The organism is Azospirillum soli (assembly GCF_017876165.1).
Classification (GTDB): Bacteria; Pseudomonadota; Alphaproteobacteria; order Azospirillales; family Azospirillaceae; genus Azospirillum; species Azospirillum soli.
In genome coordinates this window covers 375,856-391,884 of record NZ_JAGINQ010000001.1, presented here as the reverse complement: position 1 = coordinate 391,884, position 16,029 = coordinate 375,856, and the positions used below count along the sequence as shown (strand labels likewise).

The following is a 16,029-nucleotide window of genomic DNA, read 5'->3' as shown; positions in this document are numbered from 1 at the left end:
GGATTCTTGGTGTCTTGGTGTCTTGGTGGTGAATCTCTGATCCGTCTGCCGCCTTAGCGCAGCCGGGCGACCTCGTACAGCGCCACGGCGGCGGCGTTGGAAACGTTCAGGCTGCCGACCGGTCCCTGGGTCGGCAGGCGCGCGATCACGTCACACCGTTCCATGGTCAGGCGGCGCAGGCCGCTGCCCTCCGCGCCCATGACCAGGGCCGTGCGTCCGGTCAGGTTGCATTGCGCCAGCGTCTGCGCCCCCGACTCGGCGAGGCCGACGCTCCAGAAGCCCGCCTCCTGCAGCTCCCCGAGCGCGCGGGCGAGGTTGGTGACGCGCACCAGCGGCACGACCTCCAGCGCGCCGGACGCGCTCTTGGCCAGCACGCCCGTGGTCTCCGGCGCGTGCCGCTCCGTCACCAGCACCGCCTTGGCCCCGAAGGCGGCGGCGGAGCGCAGGATGGCGCCGACGTTGTGCGGGTCGGTCACTTGGTCCAGCACGACCACCAGAGCCGACGAATCGGATTCGGACGCCGCGCAGATATCCTCGATGCCGACCTCGGGCAGCGGGGCGACGTCCAGCGCGATTCCCTGGTGCACCGCGCCGGGCGGCAGCAAGCGGTCCAGATCGGCCCGTTCCACCCGCGTGATGCCGGGACGGTTCAGCCCCTTCGCCTTGGCCTCGGCCATCGCCGGTTCCATGGCCGCGCGGCCCGACTCGGTCACCAGCAGGCGGTGGATGCGCCGTTCCGAATTGACCCAGGCGGCGGCCGACGGGTGCAGGCCGTAGAGCCACACGCCCTGCGCGCCGCGCGGAGCGGAGCCCCGGTCCGGGCGCGGCTCCCGGCGCTCCGCGCCAGCGTAGTCGCGGCGTTCGGCACTGGAGGAATGGCCATGGGAATGGGAGGGGGAGGGCTTCTTCGAACGGGTCATGATGTCCGGCTGGCAGGGGAGGAGAGTGCGTCGAACCGCTTATTCACAGATTTCTGGTTTGGACTGCTTCAGACGTGTTGACAAGGCCCGAAAAATTCTCATAGTGCCGAACTCCGCGACGGGCCCAGCCCGAAGCGGACTGAGGAAGGGTGGCCGAGTGGTTAAAGGCAGCAGACTGTAAATCTGCCCGCGTCAGCGTACGCTGGTTCGAATCCAGCCCCTTCCACCACTACTTTCCACGGCTTGTCCGTGATCGCATTGCCCGGACAGTCGCGCCGGCGGGGCTTGAGTTTAGGCGGGTGTAGCTCAATGGTAGAGCAGAAGCCTTCCAAGCTTACGACGGGGGTTCGATTCCCCTCACCCGCTCCAGCCCGCGCGCGAAAAGGGGTGACGATCTCGGCCGGGCCATTGTGTGCGTCCGGAACGTCGGGAACGAAAGACCAAAGCGATGGCGAAGGCAAAGTTTGAGCGGAACAAGCCGCACTGCAACGTTGGCACGATCGGCCACGTCGACCACGGCAAGACGTCGCTGACCGCGGCGATCACGAAGGTGCTGGCCGAGTCCGGCGGTGCGACCTTCACCGCTTACGACCAGATCGACAAGGCGCCGGAAGAGAAGGCGCGCGGCATCACGATCTCGACGGCGCACGTCGAGTACGAGACGACCAACCGCCACTACGCGCACGTCGACTGCCCGGGCCACGCCGACTACGTCAAGAACATGATCACCGGGGCGGCGCAGATGGACGGCGCCATCCTGGTCGTGTCGGCCGCCGACGGCCCGATGCCGCAGACCCGCGAGCACATCCTGCTCGCCCGCCAGGTCGGCGTGCCGGCGCTGTGCGTGTTCATGAACAAGGTCGACATGGTCGACGACCCGGAGCTGCTGGAGCTGGTCGAGCTGGAGGTGCGCGAGCTGCTGTCCTCCTACCAGTTCCCCGGCGACGAGATCCCCATCGTCAAGGGCTCGGCCCTGTGCGCGCTGGAGGACCGCTCGCCGGAGATCGGCCGTGACGCGGTGCTCAAGCTGATGGCCGAGGTCGACGCCTACATCCCGCAGCCGGAGCGTCCGAAGGACCGTCCGTTCCTGATGCCGATCGAGGACGTGTTCTCGATCTCCGGCCGTGGCACGGTGGTGACCGGCCGCGTCGAGCGCGGCATCGTCAAGGTCGGCGACGAGGTCGAGATCGTCGGCCTGAAGGCGACGCAGAAGACCACGGTGACCGGCGTCGAGATGTTCCGCAAGCTGCTCGACTCGGGCGAGGCCGGCGACAACATCGGCGCGCTGCTGCGCGGCACCAAGCGCGAGGACGTGGAGCGCGGCCAGGTTCTGGCCAAGCCGGGCTCGATCACCCCGCACACCAAGTTCAAGGCCGAGGCGTACATCCTGACCAAGGAAGAGGGTGGCCGCCACACGCCGTTCTTCACCAACTACCGGCCGCAGTTCTATTTCCGCACGACCGACGTGACGGGCATGGTGTCGCTGCCGGAAGGTGTCGAGATGGTGATGCCGGGCGACAACGTCGCCATGGACGTCGAGCTGATCGCCCCGATCGCCATGGACGAGGGCCTGCGCTTCGCCATCCGCGAGGGTGGCCGCACCGTCGGCGCCGGCGTCGTTGCCAAGATCGTTCAGTAATGGTATAGCCTGCCTCCGCCGTCGGTCCGGTGGGCCGACGGCGGAGTTTTTACCGACCTTAGTCATTTTTCTCTAGGTTCTAAGGTCGTAGTACGCTATAAGCTCCGCTCCCTCCGGGGGTAGCAGAGCCGGACGGCGATAGGAGTGTAGCTCAATTGGTAGAGCACCGGTCTCCAAAACCGGGGGCTGGGGGTTCGAGCCCCTCCACTCCTGCCATCCCGTCTCGCTAAAAAAGAGCAGATAACAAAGGGCAGAAAGCGGCGCCCATAAGTCGCTCCGGAGCTCGCACGGTCTACGATGGCTAAAGTGAATCCCGCAGAATTCGCGCGCGAGGTCCGCCGCGAGGTCGCCAAGGTGACGTGGCCGACCCGCAAGGAGACCGGCGTGACGACCGCCATGGTCTTCGTGATGGTGGTGCTGGCTGCGCTCTTCTTCCTCGTCGTGGATCAGGTGCTGGCCTTCTCCGTCCGAACGATTCTTGGGCTGGGAGCCTGATCGCCATGGCCGCGCGCTGGTACGTCGTACACGTCTATTCGGGCTTCGAAAAAAAGGTCTGCCAGGCCATCCGCGAAAAGGCGGCTCAGAAGGGTCTGGAAGACAAGTTCGAAGAAATTCTGGTGCCGACCGAAGAAGTGGTCGAGGTGCGCCGGGGTTCCAAGATCAACACCGAGCGTAAGTTCTTCCCCGGCTACGTCCTGATCAAGATGGATCTGACGGACGAGTCCTGGCATCTCGTGAAGAACACGCCGAAGGTCACCGGCTTCCTGGGTGGCGGCGGCAAGCCGCAGCCGATTTCCCAGCGCGAGGCCGAGCGGATCATCCATCAGGTGCAGGAAGGCTTTGAGCGCCCGAAGCCCTCGATCACCTTCGAGGTGGGCGAGCAGGTGCGCGTGAGCGACGGCCCCTTCACCTCCTTCAACGGCATCGTCGAGGAAGTCGACGAGGAGAAGGCCCGCCTCAAGGTTGCGGTGTCGATCTTCGGCCGTTCCACCCCGGTCGAGCTGGAGTACACCCAGGTCGAGAAGGTCTAAGGTCCTTGTAAGGTTTTTCCCGGGGCACGTGATTGAAAGTCACGTGCTCCTTTCTGCTGCGGAAGGCCCGCCATAGCCGCACCGCAGAACCCCGCGACGCTTCAAAGCCTATCGGGGCGTCGTATTTGGAGGTTGTGACATGGCAAAGAAAATCGTCGGTTACATCAAGCTGCAGGTTCCGGCCGGCAAGGCGAATCCGTCGCCGCCCATCGGCCCGGCGCTCGGTCAGCGCGGTCTGAACATCATGGAGTTCTGCAAGGCGTTCAACGCCAAGACGCAGGACATGGAAGTCGGCATGCCGATTCCGGTGGTGATCACCGCCTACGGCGACCGTACCTTCACCTTCGTCACCAAGACCCCGCCGGTCTCCTACTTCCTGAAGAAGGCCTCGGGCGTCGACAAGGGTTCGCAGACCACCGGCAAGGGCTTCGTCGGCAAGGTGACGACCGCCCAGATCCGTGAGATCGCCCAGAAGAAGATGGCCGATCTGAACGCCCACGACGTCGAGGCCGCCGCGCGCATGATCGCCGGCTCGGCCCGCTCGATGGGCCTCGAAGTGGTGGAGGGCTGATCCCATGGCGAAGCTGGGCAAGCGTCTGAAGGACGCCTACTCGAAGGTTGACCGCGACTCGTTCTACAAGCTGGAAGACGCTGTCGGCCTGCTGAAGGGTTCGGCCAAGGCGAAGTTCGATGAGACCATCGAGATCGCCATGAACCTCGGCATCGACCCGCGCCACGCCGACCAGATGGTCCGTGGCGTCGTGAACCTGCCGAACGGCACGGGCAAGACCGTCCGCGTCGCCGTGTTCGTCCGTCCGGGCCCGAAGGCCGACGAGGCGCTGGCCGCCGGTGCGGACATCGTCGGTGGCGACGATCTGGCCGAGAAGATCCTGGCCGGCAACATCGACTTCGACCGCTGCATCGCGTCCCCGGACATGATGGGCGTCGTCGGCAAGCTCGGTAAGGTGCTCGGCCCGCGCGGCCTGATGCCGAACCCGAAGCTCGGCACCGTGACCCCGGACGTCGCTGGCGCTGTCAAGGCCGCCAAGGCCGGCGCCGTTGAGTTCCGCGCCGAGAAGACCGGCATCGTGCACGCCGGCGTGGGCAAGGCCAGCTTCTCGGAAGAGGCTCTGGTCCAGAACGTCCGCGCCTTCGTTGACGCGATCACCCGCGCCAAGCCGACCGGTGCCAAGGGCCAGTACATCGAGAAGGTGTCGCTGTCCTCGACCATGGGTCCGGGCGTGAAGCTGGATCTCGCCACTCTGGCCGGCCAAGCCTGAGTGACCTGAGTTTCACCGCCGGTCCTTCGCAAGAGGGCTGGCGGTGACCGGGTGTCTCCCGCGGGAGGCGCCCACCCTGTCCGAGACCGCTGGTGCTTCCAATCCCGATAGGGAAAGGAGGCATAATACCCAGCCAGCGCAGACGGGAGTTGAACCGTTAACCACGCGGGGCCTGCCTCGCGCACCGGAACGGCTTGAACTTCTGGGACAGGTTTTCACCGGGGCGTCGACCCGAAAGGGAAGGGGCTCCTCGTAAACCTCTGTGCAAGGAGGCGATCCGTGGATCGTACACAAAAAGAAGCGACGATCGCGGACCTGCATTCGAAGCTCCAGGACACGGGCCTGGTGGTGGTCACCCACCATCTCGGCCTGACGGTGGCGGAAGTCACCGACCTGCGTGCGAAGGTGCGGGCCGCGGGTGCCAGCTTCAAGGTGACGAAGAACCGGCTCGCCCGCCGCGCCCTTCAGGGCACGCAGTTCGAAGGTCTGGACGGTCTCTTCAAGGGGCCGACCGCGATCGCTTATTCGAAGGACCCCGTCGCGGCCGCCAAAGTGGTGGCCGACTTCGCCAAGTCCAACGATAAGCTTCAGATCGTCGGTGCCGGTCTCGGCGACCAGCTCCTCGACGCGGAGGGAGTCAAGGCTCTCGCCACGCTCCCGTCGCTGGACGAACTGCGCGCCAAGCTCGTGGGCATGATCCAGACCCCGGCGACCCGCATCGCTGGTGTCCTCCAGGCTCCGGGCGGCCAGGTCGCCCGCGTGCTGGCGGCCTACGCGAAGAAGGACGAGGCGGCCTGAGCCGCTTGAAGCCTAGCTTATCACTGAACCCAGAAATTCGAGTTGTTGGAGTAGTAAAATGGCTGATCTGCAGAAGCTCGTCGACGACCTGTCGGCCCTGACCGTTCTCGAGGCCGCCGAGCTGTCGAAGCTCCTCGAAGAGAAGTGGGGCGTCTCCGCCGCCGCTCCGGTTGCCGTCGCCGCCGCTGGCCCGGCCGCCGCTGCCGCCGCCCCGGCCGAAGAGCAGACCGAGTTCACGGTCATCCTCGCCGACGCCGGCGACAAGAAGATCAACGTCATTAAGGAAGTCCGCGCCATCACCGGCCTGGGCCTGAAGGAAGCCAAGGACCTCGTCGAGGGCGCTCCGAAGACCGTCAAGGAAGGCGTGTCGAAGGACGAGGCCGGCAAGATCAAGAAGCAGCTTGAAGAGGCTGGCGCGAAGGTCGATATTAAGTAAGACCGTCTTGCTGCGACGGATACCATATATCCACGCCGAACGGCGGCTGGCTCCCGAAACGGAGCCCGCCGCCGCACGGCGTTTTCTGCCTTCCACCGGACCGGGTTCCCCGGTCCGGCTCTTTCCGTCCCAATTTCCGGGCCGATAACCGGGGAGGGGGACGGCCCGCGCGGCCGCCGCCGTACCTAGGTCCAGCGCACTCACGATACAGACGTTTGGGGACATCCATGGCCAAATCCTTTACGGGTCGTAAGCGTGTTCGTAAGAGCTTCGGGCGCATCCCGGAAGTCACCCAGATGCCCAACCTCATCGAGGTTCAGCGCAGCTCCTACGATCACTTCCTGCAAATGGACGTCCCGCCGGAGAAGCGGGCCAACCTCGGCCTTCAGGAGGTGTTCCGGTCGGTGTTCCCGATCAAGGACTTCTCCGACCGCGCCGTTCTGGATTTCGTGAAGTACGAGCTTGAGCAGCCGAAGTACGACGTCGAAGAGTGCCAGCAGCGCGGCATGACCTTCGCCGCCCCGCTCAAGGTGACCCTGCGCCTCTCCGTCTTCGACGTGGAAGAGGACACGGGCCTGCGCTCCATCCGCGACATCAAGGAGCAGGACGTCTACATGGGCGACATGCCCCTGATGACGGCCAACGGCACCTTCATCATCAACGGCACCGAGCGCGTCATCGTCTCCCAGATGCACCGGTCGCCGGGCGTTTTCTTCGACCACGACAAGGGCAAGACCCACTCGTCGGGTAAATACCTCTTCGCCGCCCGCGTCATCCCGTACCGTGGCTCCTGGCTGGACTTCGAGTTCGACGCCAAGGATCTGGTGTACGTGCGCATCGACCGCCGCCGCAAGCTGCCGGCCACCACGCTGCTGTTCGCCCTGGACGGCGCGGACACCGCCGAGCTGCGCGCCGAGCGCAAGGCCCAGAAGAAGGACCTGCTGCCGTACGAGGCGCAGGGCATGTCGAAGGAGGAGATTCTCAACTTCTTCTACGACACCATCACCTATTCCCGCGCGTCGGGCGGCTGGAAGACCCCCTTCAACGCCGACCGCATGAAGGGCGTCAAGATCGCCTCCGACCTCGTGGACGCGGCCTCCGGCCAGGTCGTCGCCGAGGCCGGCGCGAAGATGACCCCGCGCCTGATCAAGAAGCTGGTCGAGGCCGGCCTGACTGAGCAGCTCGTCTCCACCGAGGAGCTGACCGGGCGCTACCTCGCTGTCGACATCATCAACGAGCGGACCGGCGAAGTCCTGTTCGAAGCCGGTGACGAATTGTCGGCGTCGGATCTGGAGAAGCTGGAGAAGGCCGGCGTGGACGAGCTGCCGGTGCTGGCGATCGACCACCTCAACGTCGGCGCCTACATCCGCAACACCATGGCCGCCGACCGCAACGCGTCCCGCGAGGACGCGCTGATCGACATCTACCGCGTCATGCGTCCGGGCGAGCCGCCGACCCTGGAGTCGGCCGAGGCTTTGTTCGCGGGCCTGTTCTTCGACAGCGAGCGCTACGACCTGTCGGCCGTGGGCCGCGTGAAGATGAACTCGCGCCTGGGCTTCAAGACCGACGACTCCATGCGCGTCCTGCGCAAGGAGGACATCCTGTCGATCCTGAAGGTTCTGGTGAACCTGAAGGACGGCCGCGGCGAGATCGACGACATCGACCACCTCGGCAACCGCCGCGTCCGCTCGGTCGGCGAGCTGATGGAGAACCAGTACCGCGTCGGCCTGCTGCGCATGGAGCGCGCGATCCGCGAGCGCATGAGCTCGGTCGAGATCGACACGGTCATGCCGCACGACCTGATCAACGCCAAGCCGGCCGCCGCCGCCGTGCGCGAGTTCTTCGGCTCGTCGCAGCTGTCGCAGTTCATGGACCAGACCAACCCGCTGTCCGAGATCACGCACAAGCGTCGTCTCTCGGCCCTCGGCCCGGGCGGTCTGACCCGCGAGCGCGCCGGCTTCGAGGTGCGCGACGTGCATCCGACGCACTACGGCCGCATCTGCCCGATTGAGACGCCGGAAGGCCCGAACATCGGTCTGATCAACTCGCTGGCCACCTACGCCCGCGTCAACCAGTACGGCTTCATCGAGAGCCCGTACCGCAAGGTGATCGACGGCGTGGTGACCGACGAGGTCGTGTACCTCTCCGCCATGGAGGAGGGCCGCTACGTCGTCGCCCAGGCCAACGCCGAGCTGGACGAGAACAACCGCTTCGCCGCCGACCTCGTGTCGTGCCGGCAGGGCGGCGAATATCTGATGTTCCGCCCCGAGGCCATCGACCTGATCGACGTGTCGCCGAAGCAGCTGGTGTCCGTCGCCGCGGCGCTGATCCCGTTCCTTGAGAACGACGACGCGAACCGCGCGCTGATGGGCTCGAACATGCAGCGCCAGGCGGTGCCGCTGGTGAAGGCCGACGCGCCGCTGGTCGGCACGGGCATGGAGGCCACGGTCGCCCGTGACTCCGGCGTGACCATCGTCGCCAAGCGTAAGGGCATCGTCGACCAGATCGACGCCACCCGCATCGTGGTCCGGGCCGCCGACGCCTCCGATTCGACCGCGCCGGGCGTGGACATCTACAACCTGCTGAAGTTCCAGCGCTCCAACCAGAACACCTGCATCACCCAGCGTCCGCTGGTGAAGGTGGGCGACCGCGTGGCGGCCGGCGACATCATCGCCGACGGCCCCTCGACGGAGCTGGGCGAACTGGCTCTCGGCCGCAACGTGCTCGTCGCGTTCATGCCGTGGAACGGCTACAACTTCGAGGACTCGATCCTCATCAACGAGCGCATCGTCAAGGACGACGTCTTCACCTCGATCCACATCGAGGAGTTTGAGGTCATGGCCCGCGACACCAAGCTGGGCCAGGAGGAAATCACCCGCGACATTCCGAACGTGGGTGAGGAAGCTCTGAAGAACCTCGACGAGGCCGGCATCGTCTACATCGGCGCCGAGGTCCGTCCGGGCGACATCCTGGTCGGCAAGGTCACGCCGAAGGGTGAAAGCCCGATGACGCCGGAAGAGAAGCTGCTGCGCGCCATCTTCGGCGAAAAGGCGTCCGACGTCCGCGACACCTCGCTGCGCCTGCCGCCGGGCGTGGCCGGCACGATCGTCGAGGTCCGCGTGTTCAGCCGCCGGGGCGTCGACAAGGACGAGCGCGCGCTCGCCATCGAACGCGCCGAGATCGAGAAGCTGGCCAAGGACCGCGACGACGAGCGCGCGATCCTGGAGCGCAGCTTCTACACCCGCCTGAAGGAAGTGCTGCTCGGCCAGACCGCGCAGTCCGGCCCGAAGGGCATGAAGGCCGGCACCGTCATCACCGACGCCGAACTGGGCAACCTGACCAAGGGCCAGTGGCGCCAGATCTCCGTGGCCGACGAGCAGGTCATGGAGACGGTGGAGAACCTGGGCAAGGTCTTCGACGATTCGATCCAGGCGCTGCAGAACCGCTTCGAGAACAAGGTCGAGAAGCTGCAGCGCGGCGACGAGCTGCCGCCGGGCGTGATGAAGATGGTCAAGGTCTTCGTCGCCGTGAAGCGCAAGCTTCAGCCGGGCGACAAGATGGCCGGCCGTCACGGCAACAAGGGTGTCGTGTCGCGCATCATCCCGCAGGAGGACATGCCGTACCTTGAGGACGGCACCCCGGTCGATCTGGTGCTGAACCCGCTGGGCGTGCCGTCGCGCATGAACGTCGGTCAGATCCTGGAGACGCACCTGGGCTGGGCCGCCGCCGGCCTTGGCAAGCAGATCGGGCGCTGCATCGACCAGTACCGTCTGGCCACCAAGGGCAAGGGCGAGCCGCAGCAGGCCATCGAGAACCTGAAGGGCACGCTGAAGACCGCCTACGGCGAGAAGATCTACAGCGAAGACATCGCCGACATGAACGAGTCGGAGCTGTTGGAGCTGGGCGGCAACCTGCGCAAGGGCGTGCCCTTCGCGACGCCGGTCTTCGACGGCGCGCGCGAGGACGACATCTGCCGTCACCTGGAGATGGCCGGGCTCGACCGCTCGGGTCAGGTCAGCCTGACCGACGGCCGCACCGGCGAGACGTTCGACCGCAAGGTGACCGTCGGCTACATCTACATGCTGAAGCTGCACCATCTCGTGGACGACAAGATCCACGCGCGCTCCATCGGCCCGTACTCGCTGGTCACCCAGCAGCCGCTGGGCGGCAAGGCCCAGTTCGGCGGCCAGCGCTTCGGTGAGATGGAGGTGTGGGCGCTCGAAGCCTACGGCGCCGCCTACACGCTGCAGGAAATGCTCACGGTCAAGTCGGACGACGTGTCCGGCCGTACTAAGGTCTACGAGGCCATCGTCCGCGGCGACGACAACTTCGAGGCCGGCATCCCCGAGTCTTTCAACGTGCTGGTCAAGGAGCTGCGCTCCCTGGGTCTGAACGTCGAGCTGAACCAGCGGACGTACTGAGCCAAACAGACTTGAACTCGCCGGAGGGGTGACCATCTTGGCCCCTTCCGGCGAGAACTGCCCTTAACCGACAACGCGGCGCTGCCAGCGGGAGACGGTCATGAATGAGTTGATGAACATTTTCGGCCAGGTCCAGGGTCCCCAGAGCTTCGATCAGATTCGCATCCAGATCGCGAGCCCCGAGCGGATCCGCTCCTGGTCGTTCGGCGAGATCAAGAAGCCGGAAACCATCAACTATCGCACTTTCAAGCCTGAGCGCGACGGCCTGTTCTGCGCCCGCATCTTCGGCCCGATCAAGGACTACGAGTGCTTGTGCGGCAAGTACAAGCGCATGAAGTATCGCGGCATCATCTGCGAGAAGTGCGGTGTCGAGGTCACCCTGTCGAAGGTCCGGCGCGAGCGCATGGGCCACATCGAGCTGGCCTCGCCGGTCGCGCACATCTGGTTCCTGAAGTCGCTGCCGAGCCGCATCGGCCTGCTGCTCGACATGACGCTCAAGGACCTTGAGCGCATCCTGTACTTTGAAAACTACGTTGTCATCGAGCCGGGCCTGACCCCGCTGAAGCTGCATTCGCTGCTCAGCGAGGAGGAGTACATCTCCGCCCAGGACGAGTACGGCGAGGACGCCTTCACCGCCTCCATCGGTGCCGAGGCGCTGCGCATTATGCTGTCGGCGCTCGACCTCGAGGAGGAGAAGAAGACCTGCCGCGAGGAGCTGCGCGAGACCGCGTCGGAGGCCAAGCGCAAGAAGCTCGTGAAGCGGCTGAAGCTGATCGACGCCTTCCTGTCGTCGCAGTCGCGCCCGGAATGGATGATCCTGGAAGTCATTCCGGTGATCCCGCCCGAGCTGCGCCCGCTCGTCCCGCTGGACGGCGGCCGCTTCGCGACGTCCGACCTGAACGACCTGTACCGCCGCGTCATCAACCGCAACAACCGTCTGAAGCGGTTGATCGAGCTGAAGGCGCCGGACATCATCGTGCGCAACGAGAAGCGCATGCTGCAGGAGGCCGTCGACGCGCTGTTCGACAACGGCCGCCGTGGCCGCGTCATCACCGGCGCCAACAAGCGTCCGCTGAAGTCGCTGTCCGACATGCTGAAGGGCAAGCAGGGCCGCTTCCGTCAGAACCTGCTCGGCAAGCGCGTCGACTACTCGGGCCGTTCGGTCATCGTGGTCGGTCCGGAGCTGAAGCTGCACCAGTGCGGCCTGCCGAAGAAGATGGCGTTGGAGCTGTTCAAGCCCTTCATCTACGCCAAGCTGGAGCTGTACGGCCTCGCCTCGACCATCAAGGCCGCCAAGCGCATGGTCGAGAAGGAGCGTCCCGAGGTCTGGGACATCCTGGAAGAGGTCATCCGCGAGCATCCGGTGATGCTGAACCGCGCGCCGACGCTGCACCGCCTGGGCATCCAGGCGTTCGAGCCGACGCTGATCGAAGGCAAGGCGATCCAGCTGCACCCGCTGGTCTGCACCGCCTTCAACGCGGACTTCGACGGTGACCAGATGGCCGTGCACGTCCCGCTGAGCCTTGAGGCCCAGCTGGAAGCGCGCGTCCTGATGATGTCCACCAACAACATCCTGTCGCCCGCGAACGGCAAGCCGATCATCGTGCCGTCGCAGGACATCGTGCTGGGTCTCTACTACATCACAATGGACCGGCCGGGCGAGAAGGGCGAGGGCATGGTCTTCGCCAACGTCGGCGAGATCGACCAGGCGCTGGACGCCAAGGTCGTGACGCTGCACGCCAAGGTGAAGGCGCGCTACAAGGGCGTGGACGAGAACGGCAACGAGAAGATCTCCATCGTGGAGACGACTCCGGGCCGCATGCTGCTGTCCGAAATCCTGCCGCGCCACCCGAACGTGCCGTTCAGCCTGATCAACCGCCTGCTGACCAAGAAGGACGTCGGCAACGTCATCGACGCCGTCTACCGCCATTGCGGTCAGAAGGAGACGGTGATCTTCGCCGACCGCCTGATGAAGCTCGGCTTCGGCCACGCCTGCCGCGCGGGCATCTCCTTCGGCAAGGACGACATGGTCATCCCCGCCGCCAAGGAGAAGCTGGTCAACGAGTCCAAGGAGCGAGTCAAGGAGTTCGAGCAGCAGTACCTCGACGGCCTGATCACCCAGGGCGAGAAGTACAACAAGGTCGTCGACGTCTGGTCGGAGTGCACGGAAAAGGTCGCCTCCGAGATGATGAAGGTCATCTCCGACACCGCGCCGGGCAAGCCCGTGAACTCGGTGTACATGATGGCCCACTCCGGCGCGCGCGGTTCGGCCGCACAGATCCGCCAGCTGGCGGGCATGCGCGGCCTGATGGCCAAGCCGTCGGGCGAGATCATCGAGACGCCGATCATCTCGAACTTCAAGGAAGGCCTGACCGTGCTGGAGTACTTCAACTCCACCCACGGCGCCCGCAAGGGTCTGGCCGACACCGCCTTGAAGACGGCGAACTCCGGTTACCTCACCCGCCGTCTCGTCGACGTGGCGCAGGACGCCATCATCGTCGAGCACGACTGCGGCACCAAGAAGGGCATCACCGTCAAGGCCGTCATCGACGGCGGCGAGGTCATCTCCCCGCTGGGCGACCGCATCCTCGGCCGCACGGCCGTGGGCGACGTGGTCGACCCGCTGAACGGCGAGCTGATCATCGAGGACGGCGGCCTGATCGAAGAGCCGATCGTCGACCGCATCGAGCGGTCGGGCATCGACAGCGTCATGATCCGCTCGGTCCTGACCTGCGAGACCAAGGACGGCGTCTGCGCCAAGTGCTACGGCCGCGATCTGGCCCGCGGCACGCTGGTGAACACCGGCGAGGCGGTCGGCGTCATCGCCGCCCAGTCGATCGGTGAGCCGGGCACGCAGCTGACGATGCGCACGTTCCACATCGGTGGCGCGGCGCAGCGCGGTGCGGAGCAGAGCCAGGTGGAGGCGGCGTTCGATGCCACGGTGCGGATCAACAACCGCAACGTCGTCATCAACTCGTCCAACATCCCGGTCGTGATGGGCCGCAACTGCGAAGTGATCCTGCTGGACGAGCAGGGCCGCGAGCGGGCGCGCCACCGCGTGCCGTACGGCGCGAAGCTGCTGGCCGACGAGGGCGTGAAGGTCGAGCGCGGCCAGAAGCTGGCCGAGTGGGACCCGTACACCCTGCCGATCATCACCGAGCGCGAGGGTACCGCCCACTACGTCGACCTCGTGGAAGGCATCTCCATGCGCGAGGTGATGGACGAGGCGACCGGTATCTCGTCGAAGGTGGTCGTCGACTGGCGCCAGCAGCCGCGCGGTGCCGATCTCAAGCCGCGCATCACGCTGCGTGACGAGCGGGGCGAGGTCATCACGCTCGCCAACGGTCTGGAAGCCCGTTACTTCATGTCCGTGGACGCCATCCTCTCCATCGAGAACGGCGCCCATGTGAAGGCCGGTGACGTGCTGGCCCGTATCCCGCGCGAGTCCTCCAAGACCCGCGACATCACGGGCGGTCTGCCGCGCGTGGCCGAGCTGTTCGAGGCGCGCCGTCCGAAGGACTTCGCGATCATCTCGGACCTCGACGGCCGCGTGGAGTTCGGCAAGGACTACAAGACCAAGCGCCGCATCGTCGTCCGCAACGACGAGACGGGGGACGAGCGCGAGTATCTGATCCCGAAGGGCAAGCACATCTCCGTGCAGGAGGGTGACTATGTCCAGCGCGGCGACCTGCTGATGGACGGCAACCCCGTCCCGCACGACATCCTGTCGGTGATGGGTGTGGAGGCTCTGGCCAACTACCTCATCAACGAAATCCAGGACGTCTATCGACTGCAGGGCGTGAAGATCAACGACAAGCACATCGAGGTGATCGTCCGCCAGATGCTGCAGAAGGTCGAGATCACCGACGCCGGCGAGACCACCTTCCTGGTGGGCGAGCAGGTGGACCGTCAGGAGTTCGACGAGGAGAACGAGAAGACGGTTGCCGAGGGGCTGAAGCCGGCCTCCGGCCATCCGGTGCTCCAGGGCATCACGAAGGCGTCGCTGCAGACTCGTTCGTTCATCTCCGCCGCCTCGTTCCAGGAAACCACCCGCGTCCTCACGGAAGCGGCGGTGTCGGGCAAGACCGACAACCTGGAAGGCCTGAAGGAGAACGTCATCGTCGGCCGCCTGATCCCGGCCGGCACGGGCTCCGTGGTGAACCGCCTGAAGCAGATCGCCGCCGAACGGGACCGCGCCGCGGCCCTGGAAGGCGGTGCGGAGGAGGCCGAAGCTCCGGCCCTGCCGCACGCGGGCGAGAACACCGCCGCCTGATCGGTGGTGTGAGAGTAGGGAAGGGGGCGCGTTCCGAAAGGGACGCGCCCTTCTTCTTTGCGGGCTGTCCGTGCCTCGCGAAAGCGCGTTCCGCCTACCTCGAACCGTCATTTGCGCGCTTGACGGGCCTTTGACCTCCCCATATAGTCCGCGAACTTCAAGGGGACCCCCGTGGGCGTCCGCGCCCCAACCGGTCCGTTGAACCCAAGCGACATAGCCGCGCAGAGATCATCTGACGGTGTTCGATCATTGGGCCCGCTCGAAGCTCCAGGGCTTCGCAGGCGGGCTTTTGCATCGTCCGGCTCCGCCGGGCGAACGACCAGAATCGTCCGGCTCCGCCGGCCGAGTGACCTGAAGGGATGAAGGGCAGATATGCCGACGATCAACCAGTTGATCCGTAAGCCGCGTGAGCCCTTGGCCGCGCGCAACAAGGTTCCCGCGATGGAGGCGTGCCCGCAGAAGCGTGGCGTCTGCACCCGCGTGTATACGACGACCCCGAAGAAGCCGAACTCGGCCCTTCGTAAGGTGGCCCGCGTTCGTCTGACGAACGGCTTCGAGGTCACCTCCTACATCCCCGGTGAGGGCCATAACCTCCAGGAGCACTCGGTGGTTATGATCCGTGGCGGCCGCGTGAAGGACCTTCCCGGCGTTCGCTACCACATCATCCGCGGCACGCTTGACACCCAGGGCGTCAAGGATCGTAAGCAGCGTCGTTCGAAGTACGGCGCGAAGCGTCCGAAGTAAGGAGTATTCACGATGTCCCGTCGTCGTCGCGCCGAGAAGCGTGAGGTCCTGCCGGACGCCAAGTATGGCGACCGCGTCCTGACCAAGTTCATGAACTGCCTGATGTATGACGGCAAGAAGTCTGCCGCCGAACGCATCGTCTATGGCGCCCTGGGTCGCATCGAGACCAAGACCAAGAACGACCCCGTTCAGGTCTTCCACGACGCCCTGGCGAACGTGAAGCCGCACCTGGAAGTCCGTTCCCGCCGCGTCGGCGGTGCGACCTACCAGGTTCCGGTCGAGGTCCGTTCGGACCGCGCCCAGGCTCTTGCCATCCGTTGGCTCATCGGCGCTGCCCGCGCCCGCTCGGAAAACACCATGACCGAGCGTCTGTCGGGTGAGCTGCTGGATGCCGCCAGCCAGCGCGGCACCGCCGTGAAGAAGCGCGAGGACACCCATCGTATGGCGGAAGCCAACAAGGCGTTCTCGCACTATCGCTGGTAAGGCA

At 65.5% G+C, this 16,029-nt stretch carries 12 protein-coding genes and 3 tRNA genes; 14 read left to right on the top strand and 1 reads right to left on the bottom strand.

Going from position 1 to position 16,029, the window contains the following annotated elements; genetic code table 11:
* Positions 1–53: 53 nt before the first annotated feature.
* The gene (rlmB, locus tag J2852_RS01895; RefSeq protein ID WP_209870029.1) at positions 54–920 is read right to left on the bottom strand and encodes a 23S rRNA (guanosine(2251)-2'-O)-methyltransferase RlmB; all 867 of its coding nucleotides are present in this window, start codon (positions 918–920) and stop codon (positions 54–56) included.
* Between the two features lie 143 nt (positions 921–1,063).
* Between rlmB and J2852_RS01890 the strand changes: the two genes are divergently transcribed.
* The 14 genes from J2852_RS01890 (at position 1,064) to rpsG (ending at position 16,025) form a co-directional block, all read left to right on the top strand.
* A tRNA-Tyr gene (locus tag J2852_RS01890) sits at positions 1,064–1,149 on the top strand.
* A gap of 66 nt (positions 1,150–1,215) precedes the next feature.
* A tRNA-Gly gene (locus tag J2852_RS01885) sits at positions 1,216–1,289 on the top strand.
* Between the two features lie 79 nt (positions 1,290–1,368).
* Positions 1,369–2,559 (top strand): elongation factor Tu, encoded by a 1,191-nt coding sequence (tuf, locus tag J2852_RS01880; RefSeq protein WP_209869998.1) that lies wholly within the window; start codon positions 1,369–1,371, stop codon positions 2,557–2,559.
* A gap of 140 nt (positions 2,560–2,699) precedes the next feature.
* Positions 2,700–2,775, top strand: a tRNA-Trp gene (locus J2852_RS01875).
* 81 nt (positions 2,776–2,856) lie between these two features.
* A complete protein-coding gene (secE, locus tag J2852_RS01870; protein WP_209870026.1) occupies positions 2,857–3,054 on the top strand; it encodes a preprotein translocase subunit SecE in 198 nt (65 codons plus the stop codon).
* Positions 3,055–3,059: 5 nt separating this feature from the next.
* Positions 3,060–3,590 carry a transcription termination/antitermination protein NusG gene (gene nusG, locus J2852_RS01865; RefSeq protein ID WP_209870022.1) on the top strand — a complete coding sequence of 177 codons (531 nt, stop codon included), beginning with the start codon at positions 3,060–3,062 and terminating at the stop codon, positions 3,588–3,590.
* A gap of 139 nt (positions 3,591–3,729) precedes the next feature.
* Positions 3,730–4,161 (top strand): 50S ribosomal protein L11, encoded by a 432-nt coding sequence (gene rplK, locus J2852_RS01860; protein ID WP_209870019.1) that lies wholly within the window; start codon positions 3,730–3,732, stop codon positions 4,159–4,161.
* A gap of 4 nt (positions 4,162–4,165) precedes the next feature.
* Positions 4,166–4,870 carry a 50S ribosomal protein L1 gene (rplA, locus tag J2852_RS01855; RefSeq protein ID WP_209870017.1) on the top strand — a complete coding sequence of 235 codons (705 nt, stop codon included), beginning with the start codon at positions 4,166–4,168 and terminating at the stop codon, positions 4,868–4,870.
* Between the two features lie 279 nt (positions 4,871–5,149).
* The gene (gene rplJ / locus J2852_RS01850) at positions 5,150–5,668 is read left to right on the top strand and encodes a 50S ribosomal protein L10 (RefSeq protein ID WP_209870014.1); all 519 of its coding nucleotides are present in this window, start codon (positions 5,150–5,152) and stop codon (positions 5,666–5,668) included.
* 58 nt (positions 5,669–5,726) lie between these two features.
* Positions 5,727–6,104, top strand: a complete 378-nt coding sequence (rplL, locus tag J2852_RS01845) for a 50S ribosomal protein L7/L12 (RefSeq protein WP_209870012.1) — start codon at positions 5,727–5,729, stop codon at positions 6,102–6,104.
* A gap of 227 nt (positions 6,105–6,331) precedes the next feature.
* Positions 6,332–10,525 (top strand): DNA-directed RNA polymerase subunit beta, encoded by a 4,194-nt coding sequence (rpoB, locus tag J2852_RS01840; RefSeq protein ID WP_209870009.1) that lies wholly within the window; start codon positions 6,332–6,334, stop codon positions 10,523–10,525.
* Positions 10,526–10,625: 100 nt separating this feature from the next.
* On the top strand, positions 10,626–14,798 hold the full coding sequence (rpoC, locus tag J2852_RS01835) for a DNA-directed RNA polymerase subunit beta' (protein WP_209870007.1): 4,173 nt from the start codon (positions 10,626–10,628) through the stop codon (positions 14,796–14,798).
* 372 nt (positions 14,799–15,170) lie between these two features.
* The gene (rpsL, locus tag J2852_RS01830) at positions 15,171–15,542 is read left to right on the top strand and encodes a 30S ribosomal protein S12 (protein ID WP_012973201.1); all 372 of its coding nucleotides are present in this window, start codon (positions 15,171–15,173) and stop codon (positions 15,540–15,542) included.
* Positions 15,543–15,554: 12 nt separating this feature from the next.
* A complete protein-coding gene (gene rpsG / locus J2852_RS01825) occupies positions 15,555–16,025 on the top strand; it encodes a 30S ribosomal protein S7 (protein WP_209870004.1) in 471 nt (156 codons plus the stop codon).
* The last annotated feature ends 4 nt before the right edge of the window (positions 16,026–16,029 follow it).